Origin of the sequence: Kosakonia sp. YIM B13571 (assembly GCF_042788095.1) — a bacterium.
In the GTDB taxonomy this organism is placed as follows: Bacteria; Pseudomonadota; Gammaproteobacteria; order Enterobacterales; family Enterobacteriaceae; genus Kosakonia; species Kosakonia quasisacchari.
In genome coordinates this window covers 1-17,194 of sequence record NZ_JBHZPL010000003.1, presented here as the reverse complement: position 1 = coordinate 17,194, position 17,194 = coordinate 1, and the positions used below count along the sequence as shown (strand labels likewise).

Below are 17,194 nucleotides of genomic sequence, written 5' to 3'. Positions count from 1 at the left end.
TCGACAGTTTATGGTGACTAATCGTCAGCGCTACCGTGAAAAAGTCTCCCAGATGGTAAGCTGGGGGCACTGGTTCGCGTTGTTCAACATTTTGTTGTCCATCGTGCTCGGTAGCCGTTATCTGTTTGTTGCCGACTGGCCGACCACTCTCTCCGGGCGGGTTTATTCCTACCTGAGCGTGGTCGGACATTTTAGTTTTTTGGTTTTCGCCACCTATCTGCTGGTGCTGTTTCCACTGACATTTATTGTGATGTCCCAGCGGCTGATGCGCGTGCTGTCGGCGCTGCTGGCAACCGCCGGCATGACACTGTTGCTCATCGACAGTGAAGTCTTTACCCGTTTTCACCTGCATCTCAATCCGATCGTCTGGGAACTGGTCATTAACCCGGATCAAAACGAAACCGCGCGTGACTGGCAGTTAATGTTTATCAGCGTGCCGGTGATCCTGCTGATTGAGATGTTGTTTGCGACCTGGAGCTGGCAGAAACTGCGCAGTCTCACCCGGCGTCGCCACTTTGCCAAACCGTTGGCCGCTTTTTTCTTCGTCGCCTTTATTGCCACCCACGTGATGTACATTTGGGCCGACGCTAATTTCTATCGCCCCATTACCATGCAGCGAGCGAATCTGCCGCTCTCCTACCCAATGACCGCGCGTCGTTTCCTGGAAAAACACGGGCTACTGGATGCGCAGGATTATCAGCGCCGCCTGGTGGAGCAAGGCAACCCGGAAGCGGTGTCGGTTCAGTACCCGCTAAGTGATTTGCGTTACCAGGATATGGGTTCCGGTCAGAATGTATTGCTGATTACCGTCGACGGTCTCAACTATTCACGTTATGAGAAACAGATGCCGCAGTTGGCGAGTTTCGCCCAGCAAAACGTCACGTTTACGCAGCATATGAGTTCTGGTAATAGCGCTGATGGCGGCTATTTCGGCCTGTTTTATGGCATATCCCCAAGTTATATGGATGGAGTGCTGTCGGCGCGTATTCCGGCAGCGCTTATTACCGCCTTTAACCAGCAGGGCTATCAATTGGGGCTGTTCTCTTCCGACGGTTTTAGTAGCCCACTTTATCGCCAGGCGCTGTTATCTGATTTTTCGCTGCCCACGGCAAAAATACAGAGCGATGAACAAACCGCTGACCAGTGGATTAGTTGGCTGGGGCATTATGCACAGGAAGATAACCGCTGGTTCTCGTGGATTTCGCTAAACGGCACAGCGTCCGTTGATATGTCGCAGCCAGGCTTTGCCCGTAAATATGGCAAAGCGGCGGCCAATGTCGACGAGCAAATCGCTCGCGTGCTGGATGCTTTGCGCGCCTCCGGGAAGCTTGATGACACGGTGGTGATTATCACCGCCGGACACGGCATTCCGGAAAGCAAAGAAGATAACCATTTTGACTGGTCACGCAGTCGGTTACACGTGCCGCTGGTCGTACACTGGCCGGGGACACCAGCGCAACGTATTAGCAAGTTGACGGATCATAAAGATATTATGACCACCCTGATGCAACGCCTGCTGCATGTCAGCACACCTGCAAGCGAGTACTCGCAAGGTCAGGATCTGTTTAACGCCATGCGCCGTCATAACTGGGTAACCGCTGCGGACAGCGAAGTGCTGGCGATTACCACGCCGGAACTAACGCTGGTGCTGAATCAGAATGGAAATTACCAGACCTGGAATGCGCAGGGTGAGAAAATTCGCGATCAGAAACCGCAACTCAGTTTGCTGCTGCAGGTGCTGACGGATGAAAAACGTTTTATCGCTAACTGATTGATTAATTATGAATCACTCAGCCTGCCCTTAGCTTGCAATCAGCCATGAAAAGGGTACTATTAGCGCCACATGTCGGCACGTAGCGCAGCCTGGTAGCGCACTGTCATGGGGTGTCAGGGGTCGGAGGTTCAAATCCTCTCGTGCCGACCAAAAAATCCTAGGAAAACCAACCAATTGCGGTTGGTTTTTTTATGCCTGAGATTCAGCCAAGGTAAAACAAAGGTAAAATGAAGGTAAAACCTCTGTCCGTTCGGTGCGTTATGGCAGGAAGAAAAAGTCCACTATGAGCTAGGAGTAGACATTCGGAATGCATACTTACATCGTGTTATCTTAAGCAACGGGGATCTGCCCCCCATTAATCATGTATTGTATTCAATGCTACATTCCTTTATTTTATATCTATAAAATAGCCTTATAAAAATACAGGTGTGTCATGGCAAAACCTGATGAACTATCTTTTTTGGAGTTTATAAGTATAAACAGTAAGCTAAAACAGTTAAGCGAAACATGGTCCGATTTATGGTCAATGCTTTTTTATCAAAAAACAAGTGTTGGAAAAGTTATAAATCTAATGTATTCCGACGTATGTTCATATAAAGGGGTAATCACTGAAAATTTTCACAAGGAAAGCCATCCCCTATATTTGAACACAAGTGCCTTTGAGATAGTTAAAAAACGCAGGGTTTTATATCCGAACGATATATATATTTTTCAAAGCCATTCGAATAGAGTTAAAGCAATAGTAAAACCAGTTACAGTCATTGCCTTCAACCAAGCATTACGTAAAGCTGCAGAGCACTTACCCTATAAAAATGTAAGTAGCAATAGTGCGAGACGAGTAAAACTATATGACAGCGAAGCAGGATAATACAAATAATATCACTTCATTCATTAATAATGATAGCAAGAACCATTATAAATTGAGATTATTTCACATGAATATTTCGATTAAATTTATCATTACTTTGAATTTGTTGTGTGTACTAATTCTATCATATCTTATTTATTGGATATGCAACTGGTTACCAGTATAACAGGCGCAATGATTTCGACATAATGTGAGGTTAAGGTGTTCTGGTGCTCAATAAAAATACCAAGAGTCCCTACCTATTGCGGTTGTTTTTTTTATGCTTGAAATTTTGCAAAGGTAAAATGAAAGTCAAACCCCTGACATCTAAACCGCGAAATTATCTTCTTTAACGCGGATAACTGAATAGGTCAGCACACCGTGCACTATAACCCCGTCCAGCGCCTCGCCTTCAATGGCTTCACCGTCTTCCGTTATCAGCGCACAACCCATCCATTTTGCAAACTGCGCGCGTCCGTCGAAAGTGGCGAGAACCGTTTCGCCCTCTCCTGGACGTGCTGATCGGTCTATCACAGCATACCCGGTATCTGTTTCGATAATCCGGCAATTGGCATCCATCCGACAAAGAGTGTCAACCGTTAGCATGCGCTCTGCATAATCGGCTGCCGGCGACGGGAATCCCATTAGTGAATCCTCCCCATGTTGCGCAGCATCCAGAGACGGTTCTCGCTGAAGTCTGCCGTCTTATCAACAAAGTCGGTTTGATATTGCTCGATCCACGCGTTTGCATCCGCCTGGCTGAAATGCCAGTTACGAGCAGCAAGCTCACGTATAAAATCGGCTGTACGCAGGTATTGGTAACCCTTGGGGTTTTGCTGTATGGAAGCCACAAAGGCGGTATGTATTTCGTACTGGCGTGGCATGATGTGCATCTCACAAATACTGTATTTACATACAGTATTATTATCTAAGCCATTCTTCAAGATCCCGTTTCGTTTGCTGAGGTTGTTACATAACAAATTTGAATTAAGTTATGATGTTTGTTAGCTGGTTACGCGTTGTGTAAATTTCCAGGATTGGCTTATGAATGGTGAATTTCTGCTCACACTCGCAGGCCTTGAGTTGCATTCCCCTCTAATCAAAGGTGATGATGGTTGGCATTCACGTGACGTGCTATCATCACGTGTAATTAATTTTAGAAAATTATGTCGAAATCATGCATAAGAACAATGAGATAGAAGCACTAAGGGCTATAGGAATTGTTTTCGTTATACTGGCTCATTTGAATGTGTTTTTAACATGGAATCCTTCTTGGATCTCATTAATGAATAGTAATTTGCAGTTTTGGGGCGGTGTTGATTTATTTTTTTGCGTTTCCGGATATGTTATAACAAAGAGCATATATAATAGGTTATTGTCTGTTAATGGCGAAGGACGCGCGCAAGTTTTAAAGTCATTTTGGATAAGGAGAGCATTTAGGTTACTTCCTGCTTCTTTGTTTTTTATATCTTTAACCTTTGTTCTTAGCATTTATTACAATGTTCATGAAAATTACGGCTTACCTTCAGCAAACTTCACTGATATCATCGCTCAGATCTTTCAGGTTTCAAACTTCAGATATCACTATTGCTCTGTTGGTTTATATGAATGCGGGAAAAACTCAATATACTGGTCGCTTTCACTTGAGGAACAATTTTATTTATTAATGCCGCTAATAGTGTTGGTTCTCAAAAACAAAACACCAATATTATTGCTAATAATTATACTTATTCAATTCACACTAACCAGACCAATATTTTCCTTGCCGTGGATGGTGAGAACAGATGCTATTGCGTGGGGTTGCTTAATAGCAATCTTTAGCAACAGTGAAATGTATAAGCGCATTAAGCCTTTAATTTTAAACACACCATCAATAAGAATTTTCATTTCGTCTCTACTAATTTTATCTCTCGCATTTTTTACCCACGGTCATGGAATATCATTTAATGTGGGTGTTATGGCTGTCATTAGTGCGATAATGGTTTTTATATCTTCATATGACGAAGGTTATTTCTTAAAAAACGCAAGCAGAAATAAAATTATTTTATGGATAGGCTCTAGATCTTATAGCATATATTTATGCCATGTTCCTTGCTTTTATTTTGTTTCAGAATCAGTACAAAATATTATGAATAGAGACTTAAATGGCAATGATACATTCAGGATGTTGTTTTTTGGATTGTTATTAACAGCTTGTGTTGCTGAGATATCATTTAGATTTTTGGAGTCTCCCATCAGGAACTATGGAAGAAAGTTTTATAAAAATAATATACAAAATCAGATCGCTTAGTATAAAAGCACAGTCTTACATTGGCTGTGCTTCATCATCTTATGCTTGCGGAAGTTCTGGCCACTTGATGTCTGGATCTGTGGAAGTGCTAATTCTCATTAGCAAAACCCGATAAATTTTCCATGCTGATAGAGCCTTCCCTTCATCTTCTGTTGCCATTCCAGCATCAACTGCATCCTGCCTCCAGGAAATCTCAGCATCAGCAGTAGCGCGAAGTGAGGCTTTCTTTTGTTCTGCTTGAGATACTAGTTGCTCTTTTGTAAGGGTTGGTGCAGGCCTGTCAACCCAGCATAAATTTCCATTCTGGTAGTCAAGCATTTTTCTAGTAGGCTCATTACGCCCATTAAATGTTATGGCATCCTCGTCGCTTATTTCAATACCATCCGCTGGCCAAGTTCCGGCCAGCTGATAATCTTCATAAAAAGATGAGTTATAAATTACGTGCTGGGAAGGTGAATAAACAGATTTCATATTATTTACCTATTGCTATGTAACCGACAAGAATGCCACCAATACCATTGCCATTTTGATCGACAAAATTCATATTTGCGGCAGTGCGATCCGAGGTGTTTGTTGTAACTGAAACGCGTTGTCCAAGAAAATTAAAAGCAGTCCCTATTAGCATAAGACAGGAGTTTGGGAATGGTATTGGAAATGATTTAGTGAATCCGCCGCCACTAGTACCAGAACTTGTTGTTCCATTATCAAATTGTACTATATGACCAGAGGGTAATTTAAAAGCGCCATCAACACCGGTAGTAAAACTAGACATGTCAGGAATCTGTCCCGCTCCGGTACCAATATTTTTTTTGGATGCTGTTCCTAAGCCAAGGAACAGAGGAAGAGCGGTTCTTAGCTGGTTATGCTTTGTTTTATCGAGGGATAATCCAGCAGCCTCAACAATTCCAACAAGCTCTTCCTGCAGCATATCAAAATAGTCATCATCAAGATCTGTTGCAGGTGTACCTGTCTGAGGATTTCCGCGTGTAAAACCATTTTTACCTGAGCCAAATTTATCCACCTGTGCGGTGGGCGTATCAATACGATGCATGGTTACTCCGGATATTTAAATATTACATGGGTATGGGACGGGCAGAGTTTGCTGATCACGCATTCGACAACGGTATCGCCCCACCAGCGCAACGGCGATTCGCAGTTATCGTTGCAGGTCATGCTTATAACATTCACTGCGGCGGGCATATTGACCTGCCAGTAATAACGCCACTCCGGTGACCAGAGCGCGTCAGTGCATTTTGATGTGCATTTAAACGTGCTTTTGTCATACCGGGTTATCGTGGCGTCAGGCATGCCGAGCGCTGCAAGCTGCGAAAGATAAAACGCTTCGTTAATGCCACCGGTCAGATTGAGTTTTGAATCAAGCCGCCGCTGACGCTGCCTGATGGTTTGTGTGCCTTCGGGTATACATTCATCGGGCAACCCCGCTATTCGCTCCCAGCGGTTGATAAGTTCCGTGGTGGTGCGCGGATCAATCTCATGCATCAGTGCATCTGCGCGCTGATGCACACGCAGCAATGAGGGTGCCGCCCCTTTTACCGCCGGATCATCCGGTGACCATGCCGGGCCTGGCGGCAACAGTGCAGACAGCAGGCTGATGTAATCGTCACGGGTCACAGCCATGTGATAGCCCCCATCACGGCCAGTTCGTTTTTCGCAATTGGGATATCAGCGACAGGAGAAACCAGCCTGTGGCTGTATTCCCCCGTAGCGATGGAAATAGCCTCGTTAATGCGGGAGAGTTCCAGTTTCCCTTCGGGGATTCCATCGCGCAGAAGAAAGGCGCGTAACTCAGCCTCTACCGCTTCACGCACAGCCATGGTGTCCGGTGTCAGGTCAATGGTGAAATTAACGGCATGGGGTAAGGCAGTGAACACATAGAGATCCGAACCTGCAACAGGTGCAAGCGGTTCGATATGCGCCTGCACCGCAGCAACAGTCGCGCTGTCCAGAATCGGATCTATCAGGTCGCTGCTCGCCACCATAACGCCTACCGTGCCGGTGCCAAGCCAGTGCCGGTATGTCCAGGCGCGGGTGACGCCGGAAACCTCTTTCGCCCAGACAATGTAATCCCCGTCGGCGCCACCAAGTGGCGTCCAGTAATAACGTTCGAGTACGCGGGCGCGCCAGGTCTCAAGGTCCTCGATATCAAAGCCGCCGGTGATCGTGTCCGCCACGCCGCCGGAAGGCAGACCGGAAACGGGCGTCACCAGTGCCAGTGTCGTTCCGTCATCTGCGTTGCCGGTTGCGCCTGCCGTGCTACATATGACAGGCAGCCGCAGCACACCGCCCGCGCTGGTTGCATCAGCGACAGCCGTGTACTGTACGAGGTCATCACGCTGAATCACGGCCCCGGAATTCACAGTGATGTTACTGTCCACGCCGTCCCAGCGCATATAACCGGTAGCATAAGTGGCGTCTTTTCGCGGACAGCGCTTCATTGCGGCATGCCGCGCAAGCCAGGTTTCATCGCAGAGATCCGGCAGCATGTTCATCGCCAGATAATCAATGTAGCCATAGACCGTGTGAAGTGCCGCGGCGTATACCTTCGCCCTCACATCCTCATCCATCCTGCGCAGCGTGTCGCTCACATCCAGCATCGAGAAAAGGTCGGTGCGGATCATGCTGATATTTTCGGCCAGCGTCGGCCGCTGAAATTCACTGTCCGGCATCTGTGATCGCGCTCCATAAGTCGTTAAATGAAATCGTCACCGGCCCGTCACGGCGCCACAGCGTGATGCTGTTTGCCAGTTCACTGATACCGGTGCGCTGAATGTCCAGGTCAATACGTGACACCACCCCGTCATCGATAAGCCACTGGAGGCTTTCGCGGATGTATACCCGAACCTTCTGCACTAACTGGTTGGTCAGTTTGCTGCGTTGCAGAAGCCAGAGACGGGAGCCGTAGCGATCGTTCTGTACGGCCGGGAATGAGTCCCCCCACCATCCCATCGGTACATCGGCGTTGTCGTCGGGCTCGGCGCGGCGCCATGTAAAAAGAGAAATCACCACGGCACGGGTCAGCATATCCAGTTGCGCACTGGCGCTAACCCGCTGCCCGTTTACTGTCAGCCAGAGTTCCATCACGCCTCCATCGGTGTGGTCGGGGTGTCTGTGTTACTGCCCTGCCCGTTCTCTTTGTGCCGGTGTCCGTTATAGGCGACGCGCATGCCTGCCATTGTCTGTCCGTTGCTGTCACACAGGTCCTTAATCTGGCCGGTAGCCTCAATGTCCATTTCAAATCTTGCCTTCGGCGCGTTGATAAAGGTGATGGGCTTACCGCCGCCATCAACAACGATCCCTGCGCGGGTAAGCGTTACGGACTGACCCTGGTTGTCGTAAATCGCCACCTCTCCGGCGGCCAGCCCCTTAATCCTGTAACGGCGGTCTGAAACCACCACCGCCACGGCATGTGAGCGGTCAGCATCGGGAAAAAGAAGTACCGCTTCCGCGCCGGATGTGGCGCGGGATGTAAAGCCATATGGCTCTATGTGCTCAATACCGGATTTCTCTTCGCCCGCAATCATGGAAACATCGACGGTCTGACACTTCGTGGCGGGGTTCACGCTGCCAATAATCGCCCGCGCGATAAGACTCTGTACCTGCCGTTGCAGGCTCTGCAGTGCTCGCATCAGAAGGGGTCCTTGTCAGAGGATTTTTTACGTTTCTTCGGATCTTTTGGCTCCGGCAGATATGCATCCGGCGGACCAATACGCAGCTCAGCGAGTGTGCCGCTGCGGTCTTTGATGAAAGAGACTTCCGAGATGAGCATTTCCCGGTTATCGAAACCACAAACCGGATCAGACACAATGACGCGCTGGTTAGGCTGCCACAGTGTGCCGTCACCCTGCCGCCAGCCCCATACTGTGTAGGTTGTCTCATCCGTGCGTGCTGCCCGCTGGCGGGCTTCAAACTCAGCGCGGGCGATGCAGCTTGCCCCCGTTGCCTGCCCGGTCTGCTGGACTGCCATCGGACGATAACGGGAGATACCCGCATCCGTCGTTTTCGCGCGCAGTGCCGACGTGGTGGCCGCGCCAAAGTCGTCATCATTGCCTGCGCGCTGGCCGCTGACCTGATAGGTGGAAAACCGCTCCCGGATGCTTTTCTCGGTGTCGCAGCTGATGATGTTCTGCCCGAGCACCAGTGCCGTAGTGGCACGGGTGGAGCCGACGCCGCCGATAACCAGCCTGCCGCGCGGGTCGTCATACGCCAGAGCCTGCTGCTTACCCAGCATTTTGTTCAGGACTTCGATAACCGTTTCACCGTGATCAGGCTGCACGCCGAGGATAACTCCAGCGGGTGCCCCGGAATTCACCACCTCGATACCGAAGGGTTTCGCCAGCGCGGCAGCAACCTGAACCAGCGACTGCCCGTTGAACTGCGTCGGCTCTGCGGCGCAGTCGATGAGGTCTGCCGTAAGGCTGCGACCGCTGATACCGGTACTCACTGACTGTGCGTCGTAGCGCACAGGGGTTGCTTCAACCCAGCCGGTCATCACCAGATCATCACCAATCAGTACTTCAACTTTTGCACCGTTCCTGATGCGCGTTTGTAATGATCCGGCACCCTCATCGCCGGGCCATTCGCGGGTGATTTCAACACTGAAATCGCGTGCCAGACGTTCAATCCCGGCGCCGATACGCACCGACGTCCAGCCGCCCCACTCCCGCCCGTCGACGCGCAGCGTTACGTTATCGTTCATTGCAAAGGTACCCTCAGTTCTTCGACAGGGACAAAGCCGGGATGGGCAATCGCGTTTCTGCGGATAATGTCGCTGTCCCGCGTGGCGTTGTCATACCAGGTTGCAGCCAGCACCAGTGCGGGCGTCACCTCGTCGGGCGTGCGGATAACCGTTCTCTGTGTCTGCTGGAGACGGTCTTTGATATCCGCATTCAGATCGGCTTTAACCCGGCGCAGCGCAAGAAAAAGCTGATCGTCGTCAGTGCGTGCCATTTCTTTGTCAATCGCCTGGTTCAGCGTGTCGCGGATATCACCCAGCTCTTCCCAGGTCGGCAATGCTGCCGGGCTGGTTGCTGCCGGGGTATTATTCAGGGCGGGATGAGACACCACAGGCCAGCCAGCAGTCTGGCTGCTGTCAGTCGCACCGGGTGCTTTCGGCGCCGGGAGATTTGTCACGGCGTAAGCGGCTTCACTGATCGCCGTCGTACGGATAGCGCTGGCGACATAATTTCTCTGCCGGACCCGGTTTCGGGTGGTCACACTGTCTGTCTTCCAGACGCCACGCGGCGCAAGGTCACTCCCCAGCGTGATGCCGGAAAAGTTTTTAATCATCGTGTAAAGATCACCGGCGTTTCCTGACAGGCGTTTCCCGGCGCGCCACATCGTCTGAAGCGCTTCAACGAAACCTTTACCGGAAGACGGCGGCGGCAACAGAACGGAAATATCCCCCTGCATTGCCCTGGCGGCGGCTGAAATCGCGGAGTCGACCATTTTCATTTTGTCGGACACAAAACCGACCATACTGGTCGCATCATCAATAACACCGGCCTGAACAAAGTCAGGCATACCGGTCATGCCGAACTGCTCAAACCCCGTGCTGATGCAGTCATCGAGTGCGGAACAGGATGTAGTCAGATTTTGCGCGGTCGCCGCGCCGGAGGTCGGGTACGAGAGTTCCCCGGCCTCAACGAAACGCAGGTCAAAGCGCACCATGCGCCCTTCACTGGTGGTGGTGCTGACGCGTATTTCGCCATCAACGCAGACTTTCAGCTCACCATAAGACGGATGCACCAGCGTACCGGGTCCGGGTTTGTTCAGCGCCTCAATGAGCCTGTCGCGCTGCTCATAGCAGTCATCGCCGATCACATACGCCGAAATCGACGGCCGCATGGTCACTTTGCCAAGGTCTTCGGTGTACGGCTTGTCGCGGTTCGGGTATTCGTGCGTCTCAACCCGGCGCCCCACCCCCGCGCTTTCATCTTCAACTTTAAATTTCACGCCGCGAAACGACGCATCAACAAGCCTGTCTTTCCACGCCATATTTTCTCCGGGTACAAAAAACCCGCCGGAGCGGGTTGTTAACTGAGAAAGCAGAAAGCTGCGATTAATAGGGTCGGCCGATACTGGTATATCCCACATCGTAACTAATCCCCTGAAAACCGGGGCCGGAAGGATCCACTTTCATACCGGGTGGCGCATTCTCAAAAGAGACTTTGAGCTCACCTTTAGGTGCAGCAGCGGCAGCGCCTGGCCCGCGCTTGATACCCTTCTCATACTCTTCCATGTTCTGCCGGTTGAAAAATGGCGTCCAGTCAGACGCCAGGAACAACCCGTTGTTTTTCATCCAGTCGCCAGCGGATGTCTTGCCGATAGTCGACTCCATCGCACCTTCGACAGGCGCGTAGAGCATTGATGCCAGCCCAAGCTTACCCAGCAACCCCATTTTCTTACTGGCAACATCAGCCTCTGTCCCCACCGTTCTGACTGAACTGATGATTGTGGTGAGCCATTTACCCGCGATATACGCCGCCACACCTGCCAGCGCTATTTTCCAGCCATCGGTTCCACTGGTGAGGGATTCAATTTTTTCCCATATTTTCTCGATTATCGGACCAAATTTATCCCAGTTCGCGATCACATAACCGATACCGATAGCCGCCAGGCGGAGAAACGCCCCCATCGGGGTCATTTTCAGTGAACCGCCGATAAAGCCCAGCGCGGTGTTAACGCCAAGCATGGCGAGTTTCAGACCGACAAACCCGGCGGCAGCGCCAACAATGCCCCGGATAACTTTCGGGTTTTGTTCAGCGAACTTACCGAACTTCTCGCTGATATCACCAAGCCAGGTGATCACTTTTTTGGTATCGCCAGAAAATGCGCTGCCAATCGACGCAAGCCCGTTTACCGCGGTACCGGTCATGGCATCCCAGAGATTGGTTAACGTGTTTAACTGTGCATCCACGCGCTTATTCAGGCTGGCCTGCCTGTTCATTTTGTCCTGAATCTGGTCGTAACCGTCCTTACCTTTATCAATGAGCGCGTTCACCACCTGGAGGGTTTCTGCATCGTCACCAAACAGGGCTTTAAGTACACCGGTGCGCTTGACATCTGTTAGTTTGCGCAGTTTTGACAACTGCTTAAACAGGTTATCAAGGCCACCGAAACCGCCTTTACCGTCGGTAAAGTCGAGGTTGATACCAAGTTTCTGCCCCCCGAGGACTTTATTCACCGCCCTGACTTTTTTGATATCAAGGCCAGACTGAATGACTTTCCGCAATGCGTTACCGGCGGACTCGCCCTCCATGCCCATCTGATCCATCATCACGCTTATCGGCGCAAGCCCCTGGGCAGCCTTCAGCCCGTCTTTATTAACCATCTTCAGGACAGAGCTGGTTTTGGTGAAAAACGAAAGCATGTTGGTATCGTCGACACCGAGGTAAAAGGCTTTCTGAATAGTGTCAAACAATCCCATCATGTCATTCGATGCTGTACCGGTAGCATCCTGCATTTTGGCCGCAAATTCCGCCGCCGCTTCAGGTGTCTTTTTGAGCTGCACAGCAAGGTAGGCTGTCGCTTCGCCCACGCCGCCAAGGATGTTTTCCGCCGGAATACCCTGACGAACCAGCATCTGCATCATGTTCTGAAAATCGGCAGTGGTACCGGGCAGCTTATTTCCCAGACCGATTGCCAGTTTGTTGATATTTTCAAAGCTTGCGCCGACCTGTCCGTTTGCCTGCATCATCGCGACTTTCAGACCGGTCGCCGCATCCTCCTGCTGGGCATATGAGCGAAGCGATAAAGTGAGCCCGGCGGCAAGCCCGGCAGCCATCGCCAGCCCGCCGCGCCCGCCTTCCTCCGCCTGCCGCCTGAATTTGCTGATACTTTTTTGCATCCGGCCAAGCGCGGGCGAAAGCCTGTCGACGCCCGTGATGAGCGCTTTCAGTTCAAACTCACCAGCCATCAGTTTTTCTCCTGCTCAATCCTGTCCGCCTGGCTAATCAGCAGCGGTATCTCACTGATCGGCATATTCAACAATTCATAAGGGTTAATGCGCCAGTAACTGGCGCAGTCGAAGTAACGATCAATGATAGATGCGGCTGTCAGCCCTTGAGGAAAAAACCGGCCACCAGCCAGCCGGCGTTGTTCAGATCCACAGGCGACATCTGATCAACAGAGCTTTGCGGGACTTTGGCCAGTTTGATGATGTATTTCGCAACGACGTTCGCCAGCAGTCGGATGGACTCATCCTGATTCAGTTGGTACGGATAGCCCAGCTCGCGCACGTCTTTCCCTGTTGGCTCTTCAAATTCCAGCACGCTGATCGTTTCGCCATGCGCCTGAATCGGCTTTGTCAGTTCAAGTTCGCTCACTGGTAATCTCCTTCTTCACCGTGGAATTCAAGATCTGCCGTACCTTCTTCGGCGTTGTGGTTTGCTTCGCCATGAAGCCAGGCAGACGACAACACGTAGACCTGCCCGTTCGCCAGTTCAGCGGTAATGGTCATCTGATCCGACGTGGTAATTTTATTGACAGGAAAATCCTTCGGGACTTTGAATGTCCCTTTAACGTAGGGCGCGCGGTGCGTCTCCTTGCGATCAACAGAACCATCCAGGCCAATAACATCGTCATTGACCGTCCTGTTCATCGGCACTTCAATGCCCCCGGTCAGGGACAACTGAAGGCCGTCAATTTTGAAATAACAGGTGCCACCAATACGGGACATTAGGCTGTCTCCTCTGGATATTGCAGGCGGAACTGATTAACGACAGCAAAGACACGCAGCTGGTTAATGTAATCCGGCGGGTAAAGGGTATTGAGGCGATTCGGATTGTTCGCATCGCGCTCAACAATGAGGTACTTCTTGAACAGGTCGTAATTCTCGACGATGCCCGCGCGCTCCAGACGGCGATACACCGCCAGAAGTTCACCCTTGATCACCGCCGGGGTCACAATCGCCTGGCCGGGGCCGAAGCGGGTTCCGTCGTTGGCGAGTTTGTGGCGACCGTATTTGCTGGTAATGACTGATTTCAGCGCACGCAGCACATAGGCGCTGGTATGGAGCGTCTCGCTGTCGAGATAGCTGTTATCCGCCGATCCCCAGGCATTGGTTTTGTAAGTGGTCACATCGCGCTGGATGCGCAGCACGCCGCCTTCGACATATGCCGTCGCCACGCCATGCGCCAGCAGGGATTGCTGCTCGGTCATCGTGAAGCGTTTCCCTTTCGGCGCAGGCAGCATATTCACCAGCTCACCGGTCTGCGTCGGGCGCGCCGGGTCGTTGCGGATAAAGACGGCGGCGCGGGCTGTACGGCTGGCCGCCAGTTCATCCGCCGGGGTCTGCGTCTCTTTTTCGTAACCCGCCAGGGTGATGTGTTGCAGGTTGAACAGGTCACCGGCCGCCACCAGCTCTGAAAGAGTGCCGAGCTTTGCGGTGTACACATGCCCGTAAAGCTGGCGAACATAGCTCCAGCGACCACTGGTATCGTTCATTTCACTGGCGAGGGCGTTAACAGACGCCTGGTCGTTGAACGGATGGCCGATATAGTCAAACGGTTCATCCGCCATTGCCGCGATAGCCCCGGACAGATTCGGCGCGCCTGCACCGGCAGTGCCGGAGGCGATCGCCACCGAGACACCGGCAGGCAGCACTTCATTGCCGCCAAAGCCGTAATAGTTCAGCGCAACAGGAATTTCATTGCCACACAGCCCCTTATGGCGGGCGGTGAGGGTCACCACACCCAGTGCTGCCGATGCGGTGAAAGGCAGTGTGGCGTCCGCGTTGATGGCGGCGCTGATGCTGGCCGCCACTGCGGCAACATCGTCGCCATTCACCACAGCGGCCTGGACGCGGGTGCGACCGATATACACATTAACGATCCCGCTTTCCGTCGCCGCGCCGGTAACGGTCAGGGTGATTTTTGCCGCTGTACCGGCTGCCGGTTCAGGCACGGCGATCACGTAGAGCTCACCAAACGGATCTGTCGCACGGTACGCATCGACCATGCGCGCAAGCTGGCTGCCTGCCCCGCAAATCTGTTTCGCGTAATCCGCTGACGGCATCAGCACAAGCGTACTGGTTGCAATGGCAGAGCCCGTATTTGCGTAACCAAGCAGTAACGCCGGGGCTGAGTCCTGCGTGGTGTTCGCCGCCGAATTGTCCATCTCGGCATAGAACAACGGCACCAGCGTGTTAGCCGGTACGGTATTGAAACTAATTGTCATCGGATTTCACCTTTTTCGGTTTAACGTTGTCCGCGCGCTCAATGTCGCTGGCAGCTTCCCGGCGCAGCCAGTAGCTGTTTTCTTCGACATTCCGCCCGGCTTCGGGCAAAAGATCACCGCGGGCAGGGTCAGGAACTGACCGCCCGGCTACGGGTTTTACAAACATGGAGCCTCTCAGTTTTCGGGAAAGTGGATTTCCGTGTGGTGCTCGATGACACCATCCGGGCCATTGCCGGGGTTGATAAAGTCGACGTCAATTGCCAGCGTCAGCAGGTCATTAAGGGAGTCCAGTTCCTCCTGCTGGCGCGTGTCTTCGCCGGATAATTCGTTTTCAACGACAAAATCAAACTGATACGTCAGCTCGTAGCGGTTCACATCCAGCAGCGTGCCGCCGTCGTAGGTGATGGGTTCGCCGTCCGGCTCGGGGTTCCAGCCCAGCAGGGCTTTGAAAAGCATGTTGCGGATATCATGAACCACATCATAAGAGGCCCACTGCCCGCGCTCATCGCGTCCGTTGCTGACGAAAACAATCACCGAAAAGCCCTCCCGGAGATCCTGCCAGTAGTCGGTCTGGCTTTTTTGATCGCCCGGCGAATCATCCCCCGGTACAACATAGGCCGCCGGGAGCGCAAGTTTCCCGGCCTCCGGCAGGTTCTTGAACTGCGCAGCGCCCGCAACGCGGTTTTGAAATACCGGGCAGCGGGCGCGCAGCGCGGCAATAATCGGGGTCAGTTTCATTTGCGGCGTTTCTCCGGCTTCAGTGAGAGGCGCAGCTCGCGCGCAAGGAAGTAACGCGTCCAGGGGGCATTGTGATTCAGCGTTTCAACCATGAAATTGTTACGCGGCGCCAGTCGCCAGCCACTTCCGCCGGAGGCACCCCGATGATGACTGCGACGACGCCTGGCACCGCCGCGAACACCATAGAAAAGAAATGCCGGGTAGAAGTCGCCGGTGATGAGCCTGTTACCCTGCCCGTTGCGCTGGTTCGGCGCGATACGCGTCATAAAGCCAGGACGTCGTTTACTTGCCTTTGGCACCATAAAGCCGATGGACTTCGCCAGCCGGCCGGTCTGAAAGCCGGGGTTTACACCGGGTTCCGAGCGGCCACGCCGCATCACCAGGCGGCGGGCATCGCGCATGTGCTTCTGACCAATGCGAATAAATGCCCTGCGCACCCGCGCGCGGTTGAAGCGCATCTCACTGGGCTGCTGAAAATCAACGTGAAAAAAGGGTGTCGCCATTGCTGCTCCCTCCGCTGTTCGACGGTACGCCGAGATCGGTACACTCCAGCAGCAAAAATCGCCGCCTGCTGTTGAGGTCGCGGGCGCGCTGCACACGAAACACCTCATCGCCGAGAACGACTTCAAAATCTTTCGTGATACCGGTGCGCCAGCGGATCGTAATGTAATGGGTGATGACATTCTCCGTCTGCGCCGTTTCCTGATAAGTAGTGGCGCTGGTCTGTGTCACCTTTGCCCAGGCATTAAACACCATCGGATAGGTCGGTTCTGTCCCCATATCGTCCGACGGCGTGTCGACACGCTGGCGGATCTGCACCCGCTTATCCAGTTCCCCCGGATCAGGCAGAATATAGGTTGCGCTGGTCTGCGCCTGACGTATTTTCATTGCGGGTAAAACCTGTAAGGAGACACCAGCCAGTTATAGGCCAGCGGAGTTTCAAGCATTTCCACTTCAGAGGTCGTTGACCTGTTTTCGTAGAAATGAGTTACCAGCATCAGCATCGCCAGCCGGAGGTCATCCGATACAACAAGCCCCCGATCATCTCCTTCCTGAATGTCTTCGTCTCCGGCATATAAATTCCGGTTCAGGTAAGTGGCTGTCCTGGATTCTGCTGCAGAGCCAAGAGCGCTGATCAAGTCATCTTCAGTGGTGTCATCAACCTCAAGCCGTAATTGCCGCTTGATCTCTTCTTTCGTCAGGATCATCAGAAGCACCTATGAAAAAAACCCGCTATTAACGGGTTATTTTTTGTTTTTTTTATCAGTCTTTTCCGGCTGCGGTTCCGGCTGCGGTTCCGGCTGCGGTTCCGGCTGCGGTTCCGGCTGCGGTTCCGGCTGCGGTTCCG

General features: G+C 52.1%; 22 protein-coding genes and 1 tRNA gene. 4 read left to right on the top strand and 19 right to left on the bottom strand.

The genetic code is table 11. The features are described from left to right. The first annotated feature begins 10 nt into the window (after positions 1 to 10). The 3 genes from yejM (at position 11) to ACFX4O_RS08515 (ending at position 2,642) form a co-directional block, all read left to right on the top strand. Positions 11 to 1,771, top strand: coding sequence for an LPS biosynthesis-modulating metalloenzyme YejM (gene yejM / locus ACFX4O_RS08525; RefSeq protein ID WP_131410757.1), 1,761 nt, complete (start codon positions 11 to 13; stop codon positions 1,769 to 1,771). A gap of 76 nt (positions 1,772 to 1,847) precedes the next feature. Then, positions 1,848 to 1,924 (top strand) — tRNA-Pro (locus tag ACFX4O_RS08520). A 283-nt stretch (positions 1,925 to 2,207) separates the two neighbouring features. Further along, complete coding sequence (locus ACFX4O_RS08515; protein WP_380211837.1) at positions 2,208 to 2,642, top strand: hypothetical protein; 435 nt, start codon at positions 2,208 to 2,210, stop codon at positions 2,640 to 2,642. A 306-nt stretch (positions 2,643 to 2,948) separates the two neighbouring features. Here the strand turns inward: ACFX4O_RS08515 and ACFX4O_RS08510 are convergent, their stop codons facing one another. After that, positions 2,949 to 3,266 (bottom strand): hypothetical protein, encoded by a 318-nt coding sequence (locus ACFX4O_RS08510; protein ID WP_380211835.1) that lies wholly within the window; start codon positions 3,264 to 3,266, stop codon positions 2,949 to 2,951. Continuing rightward, positions 3,266 to 3,505, bottom strand: coding sequence for a hypothetical protein (locus ACFX4O_RS08505; RefSeq protein WP_380211833.1), 240 nt, complete (start codon positions 3,503 to 3,505; stop codon positions 3,266 to 3,268). Before ACFX4O_RS08505 ends, ACFX4O_RS08510 begins: the two co-directional genes overlap by 1 nt. A gap of 293 nt (positions 3,506 to 3,798) precedes the next feature. Between ACFX4O_RS08505 and ACFX4O_RS08500 the strand changes: the two genes are divergently transcribed. Beyond that, positions 3,799 to 4,911, top strand: coding sequence for an acyltransferase family protein (locus ACFX4O_RS08500; RefSeq protein ID WP_380211831.1), 1,113 nt, complete (start codon positions 3,799 to 3,801; stop codon positions 4,909 to 4,911). Positions 4,912 to 4,950: 39 nt separating this feature from the next. Here ACFX4O_RS08500 and ACFX4O_RS08495 read toward each other — a convergent pair whose 3' ends face one another. The 17 genes from ACFX4O_RS08495 to ACFX4O_RS08415 all read right to left on the bottom strand — a co-directional run bounded on the left by ACFX4O_RS08495 (position 4,951) and on the right by ACFX4O_RS08415 (position 17,054). Continuing rightward, a complete protein-coding gene (locus ACFX4O_RS08495) occupies positions 4,951 to 5,382 on the bottom strand; it encodes a tail fiber assembly protein (RefSeq protein ID WP_380211829.1) in 432 nt (143 codons plus the stop codon). A 1-nt stretch (position 5,383) separates the two neighbouring features. Beyond that, complete coding sequence (locus tag ACFX4O_RS08490) at positions 5,384 to 5,962, bottom strand: hypothetical protein (protein ID WP_380211827.1); 579 nt, start codon at positions 5,960 to 5,962, stop codon at positions 5,384 to 5,386. A 2-nt stretch (positions 5,963 to 5,964) separates the two neighbouring features. Further along, complete coding sequence (locus tag ACFX4O_RS08485; RefSeq protein ID WP_063618141.1) at positions 5,965 to 6,549, bottom strand: YmfQ family protein; 585 nt, start codon at positions 6,547 to 6,549, stop codon at positions 5,965 to 5,967. Next, on the bottom strand, positions 6,540 to 7,598 hold the full coding sequence (locus tag ACFX4O_RS08480; RefSeq protein ID WP_380211825.1) for a baseplate J/gp47 family protein: 1,059 nt from the start codon (positions 7,596 to 7,598) through the stop codon (positions 6,540 to 6,542). Before ACFX4O_RS08480 ends, ACFX4O_RS08485 begins: the two co-directional genes overlap by 10 nt. Then, positions 7,585 to 8,010 carry a phage GP46 family protein gene (locus tag ACFX4O_RS08475; protein ID WP_380211823.1) on the bottom strand — a complete coding sequence of 142 codons (426 nt, stop codon included), beginning with the start codon at positions 8,008 to 8,010 and terminating at the stop codon, positions 7,585 to 7,587. Before ACFX4O_RS08475 ends, ACFX4O_RS08480 begins: the two co-directional genes overlap by 14 nt. Then, positions 8,010 to 8,558, bottom strand: a complete 549-nt coding sequence (locus ACFX4O_RS08470; RefSeq protein WP_380211821.1) for a phage baseplate assembly protein V — start codon at positions 8,556 to 8,558, stop codon at positions 8,010 to 8,012. The genes ACFX4O_RS08475 and ACFX4O_RS08470 overlap by 1 nt, the downstream gene beginning before the upstream one ends. After that, positions 8,558 to 9,628 carry a phage baseplate assembly protein gene (locus ACFX4O_RS08465; RefSeq protein WP_380211819.1) on the bottom strand — a complete coding sequence of 357 codons (1,071 nt, stop codon included), beginning with the start codon at positions 9,626 to 9,628 and terminating at the stop codon, positions 8,558 to 8,560. Before ACFX4O_RS08465 ends, ACFX4O_RS08470 begins: the two co-directional genes overlap by 1 nt. Then, a complete protein-coding gene (locus tag ACFX4O_RS08460; protein WP_380211817.1) occupies positions 9,625 to 10,926 on the bottom strand; it encodes a DNA circularization protein in 1,302 nt (433 codons plus the stop codon). The genes ACFX4O_RS08465 and ACFX4O_RS08460 overlap by 4 nt, the downstream gene beginning before the upstream one ends. 64 nt (positions 10,927 to 10,990) lie before the next feature. Continuing rightward, positions 10,991 to 12,847, bottom strand: a complete 1,857-nt coding sequence (locus ACFX4O_RS08455; RefSeq protein ID WP_380211815.1) for a phage tail tape measure protein — start codon at positions 12,845 to 12,847, stop codon at positions 10,991 to 10,993. Positions 12,848 to 12,986: 139 nt separating this feature from the next. Further along, positions 12,987 to 13,256, bottom strand: a complete 270-nt coding sequence (locus ACFX4O_RS08450) for a phage tail assembly protein (RefSeq protein ID WP_380211813.1) — start codon at positions 13,254 to 13,256, stop codon at positions 12,987 to 12,989. Then, complete coding sequence (locus ACFX4O_RS08445; RefSeq protein WP_086869599.1) at positions 13,253 to 13,609, bottom strand: phage tail tube protein; 357 nt, start codon at positions 13,607 to 13,609, stop codon at positions 13,253 to 13,255. Before ACFX4O_RS08445 ends, ACFX4O_RS08450 begins: the two co-directional genes overlap by 4 nt. Further along, a complete protein-coding gene (locus ACFX4O_RS08440) occupies positions 13,609 to 15,108 on the bottom strand; it encodes a phage tail sheath subtilisin-like domain-containing protein (protein ID WP_380211811.1) in 1,500 nt (499 codons plus the stop codon). The genes ACFX4O_RS08445 and ACFX4O_RS08440 overlap by 1 nt, the downstream gene beginning before the upstream one ends. Beyond that, the gene (locus ACFX4O_RS08435; protein WP_380211810.1) at positions 15,098 to 15,274 is read right to left on the bottom strand and encodes a DUF2635 domain-containing protein; all 177 of its coding nucleotides are present in this window, start codon (positions 15,272 to 15,274) and stop codon (positions 15,098 to 15,100) included. Before ACFX4O_RS08435 ends, ACFX4O_RS08440 begins: the two co-directional genes overlap by 11 nt. Before the next feature lie 8 nt (positions 15,275 to 15,282). Beyond that, a complete protein-coding gene (locus ACFX4O_RS08430) occupies positions 15,283 to 15,846 on the bottom strand; it encodes a hypothetical protein (RefSeq protein ID WP_380211809.1) in 564 nt (187 codons plus the stop codon). Further along, a complete protein-coding gene (locus ACFX4O_RS08425) occupies positions 15,843 to 16,349 on the bottom strand; it encodes a hypothetical protein (RefSeq protein WP_380211808.1) in 507 nt (168 codons plus the stop codon). Before ACFX4O_RS08425 ends, ACFX4O_RS08430 begins: the two co-directional genes overlap by 4 nt. Next, entirely contained in the window at positions 16,324 to 16,734 is a 411-nt protein-coding gene (locus ACFX4O_RS08420) for a phage head closure protein (RefSeq protein WP_380211806.1), read from the bottom strand. Before ACFX4O_RS08420 ends, ACFX4O_RS08425 begins: the two co-directional genes overlap by 26 nt. Continuing rightward, a complete protein-coding gene (locus ACFX4O_RS08415; protein WP_380211804.1) occupies positions 16,731 to 17,054 on the bottom strand; it encodes a head-tail connector protein in 324 nt (107 codons plus the stop codon). Before ACFX4O_RS08415 ends, ACFX4O_RS08420 begins: the two co-directional genes overlap by 4 nt. Between the last annotated feature and the right edge of the window lie 140 nt (positions 17,055 to 17,194).

What these genes read in the sequence shown, in the direction of transcription:
- yejM (WP_131410757.1), top strand. Translation starts at nt 11, where the DNA reads ATGGTGACTAATCGTCAGCGCTACCGTGAAAAAGTCTCCCAGATGGTA.
- ACFX4O_RS08515 (WP_380211837.1), top strand. Translation starts at nt 2,208, where the DNA reads ATGGCAAAACCTGATGAACTATCTTTTTTGGAGTTTATAAGTATAAAC.
- ACFX4O_RS08510 (WP_380211835.1), bottom strand. Translation starts at nt 3,266, where the DNA reads ATGGGATTCCCGTCGCCGGCAGCCGATTATGCAGAGCGCATGCTAACG.
- ACFX4O_RS08505 (WP_380211833.1), bottom strand. Translation starts at nt 3,505, where the DNA reads ATGCCACGCCAGTACGAAATACATACCGCCTTTGTGGCTTCCATACAG.
- ACFX4O_RS08500 (WP_380211831.1), top strand. Translation starts at nt 3,799, where the DNA reads ATGCATAAGAACAATGAGATAGAAGCACTAAGGGCTATAGGAATTGTT.
- ACFX4O_RS08495 (WP_380211829.1), bottom strand. Translation starts at nt 5,382, where the DNA reads ATGAAATCTGTTTATTCACCTTCCCAGCACGTAATTTATAACTCATCT.
- ACFX4O_RS08490 (WP_380211827.1), bottom strand. Translation starts at nt 5,962, where the DNA reads ATGCATCGTATTGATACGCCCACCGCACAGGTGGATAAATTTGGCTCA.
- ACFX4O_RS08485 (WP_063618141.1), bottom strand. Translation starts at nt 6,549, where the DNA reads ATGGCTGTGACCCGTGACGATTACATCAGCCTGCTGTCTGCACTGTTG.
- ACFX4O_RS08480 (WP_380211825.1), bottom strand. Translation starts at nt 7,598, where the DNA reads ATGCCGGACAGTGAATTTCAGCGGCCGACGCTGGCCGAAAATATCAGC.
- ACFX4O_RS08475 (WP_380211823.1), bottom strand. Translation starts at nt 8,010, where the DNA reads ATGGAACTCTGGCTGACAGTAAACGGGCAGCGGGTTAGCGCCAGTGCG.
- ACFX4O_RS08470 (WP_380211821.1), bottom strand. Translation starts at nt 8,558, where the DNA reads ATGCGAGCACTGCAGAGCCTGCAACGGCAGGTACAGAGTCTTATCGCG.
- ACFX4O_RS08465 (WP_380211819.1), bottom strand. Translation starts at nt 9,628, where the DNA reads ATGAACGATAACGTAACGCTGCGCGTCGACGGGCGGGAGTGGGGCGGC.
- ACFX4O_RS08460 (WP_380211817.1), bottom strand. Translation starts at nt 10,926, where the DNA reads ATGGCGTGGAAAGACAGGCTTGTTGATGCGTCGTTTCGCGGCGTGAAA.
- ACFX4O_RS08455 (WP_380211815.1), bottom strand. Translation starts at nt 12,847, where the DNA reads ATGGCTGGTGAGTTTGAACTGAAAGCGCTCATCACGGGCGTCGACAGG.
- ACFX4O_RS08445 (WP_086869599.1), bottom strand. Translation starts at nt 13,609, where the DNA reads ATGTCCCGTATTGGTGGCACCTGTTATTTCAAAATTGACGGCCTTCAG.
- ACFX4O_RS08440 (WP_380211811.1), bottom strand. Translation starts at nt 15,108, where the DNA reads ATGACAATTAGTTTCAATACCGTACCGGCTAACACGCTGGTGCCGTTG.
- ACFX4O_RS08435 (WP_380211810.1), bottom strand. Translation starts at nt 15,274, where the DNA reads ATGTTTGTAAAACCCGTAGCCGGGCGGTCAGTTCCTGACCCTGCCCGC.
- ACFX4O_RS08430 (WP_380211809.1), bottom strand. Translation starts at nt 15,846, where the DNA reads ATGAAACTGACCCCGATTATTGCCGCGCTGCGCGCCCGCTGCCCGGTA.
- ACFX4O_RS08425 (WP_380211808.1), bottom strand. Translation starts at nt 16,349, where the DNA reads ATGGCGACACCCTTTTTTCACGTTGATTTTCAGCAGCCCAGTGAGATG.
- ACFX4O_RS08420 (WP_380211806.1), bottom strand. Translation starts at nt 16,734, where the DNA reads ATGAAAATACGTCAGGCGCAGACCAGCGCAACCTATATTCTGCCTGAT.
- ACFX4O_RS08415 (WP_380211804.1), bottom strand. Translation starts at nt 17,054, where the DNA reads ATGATCCTGACGAAAGAAGAGATCAAGCGGCAATTACGGCTTGAGGTT.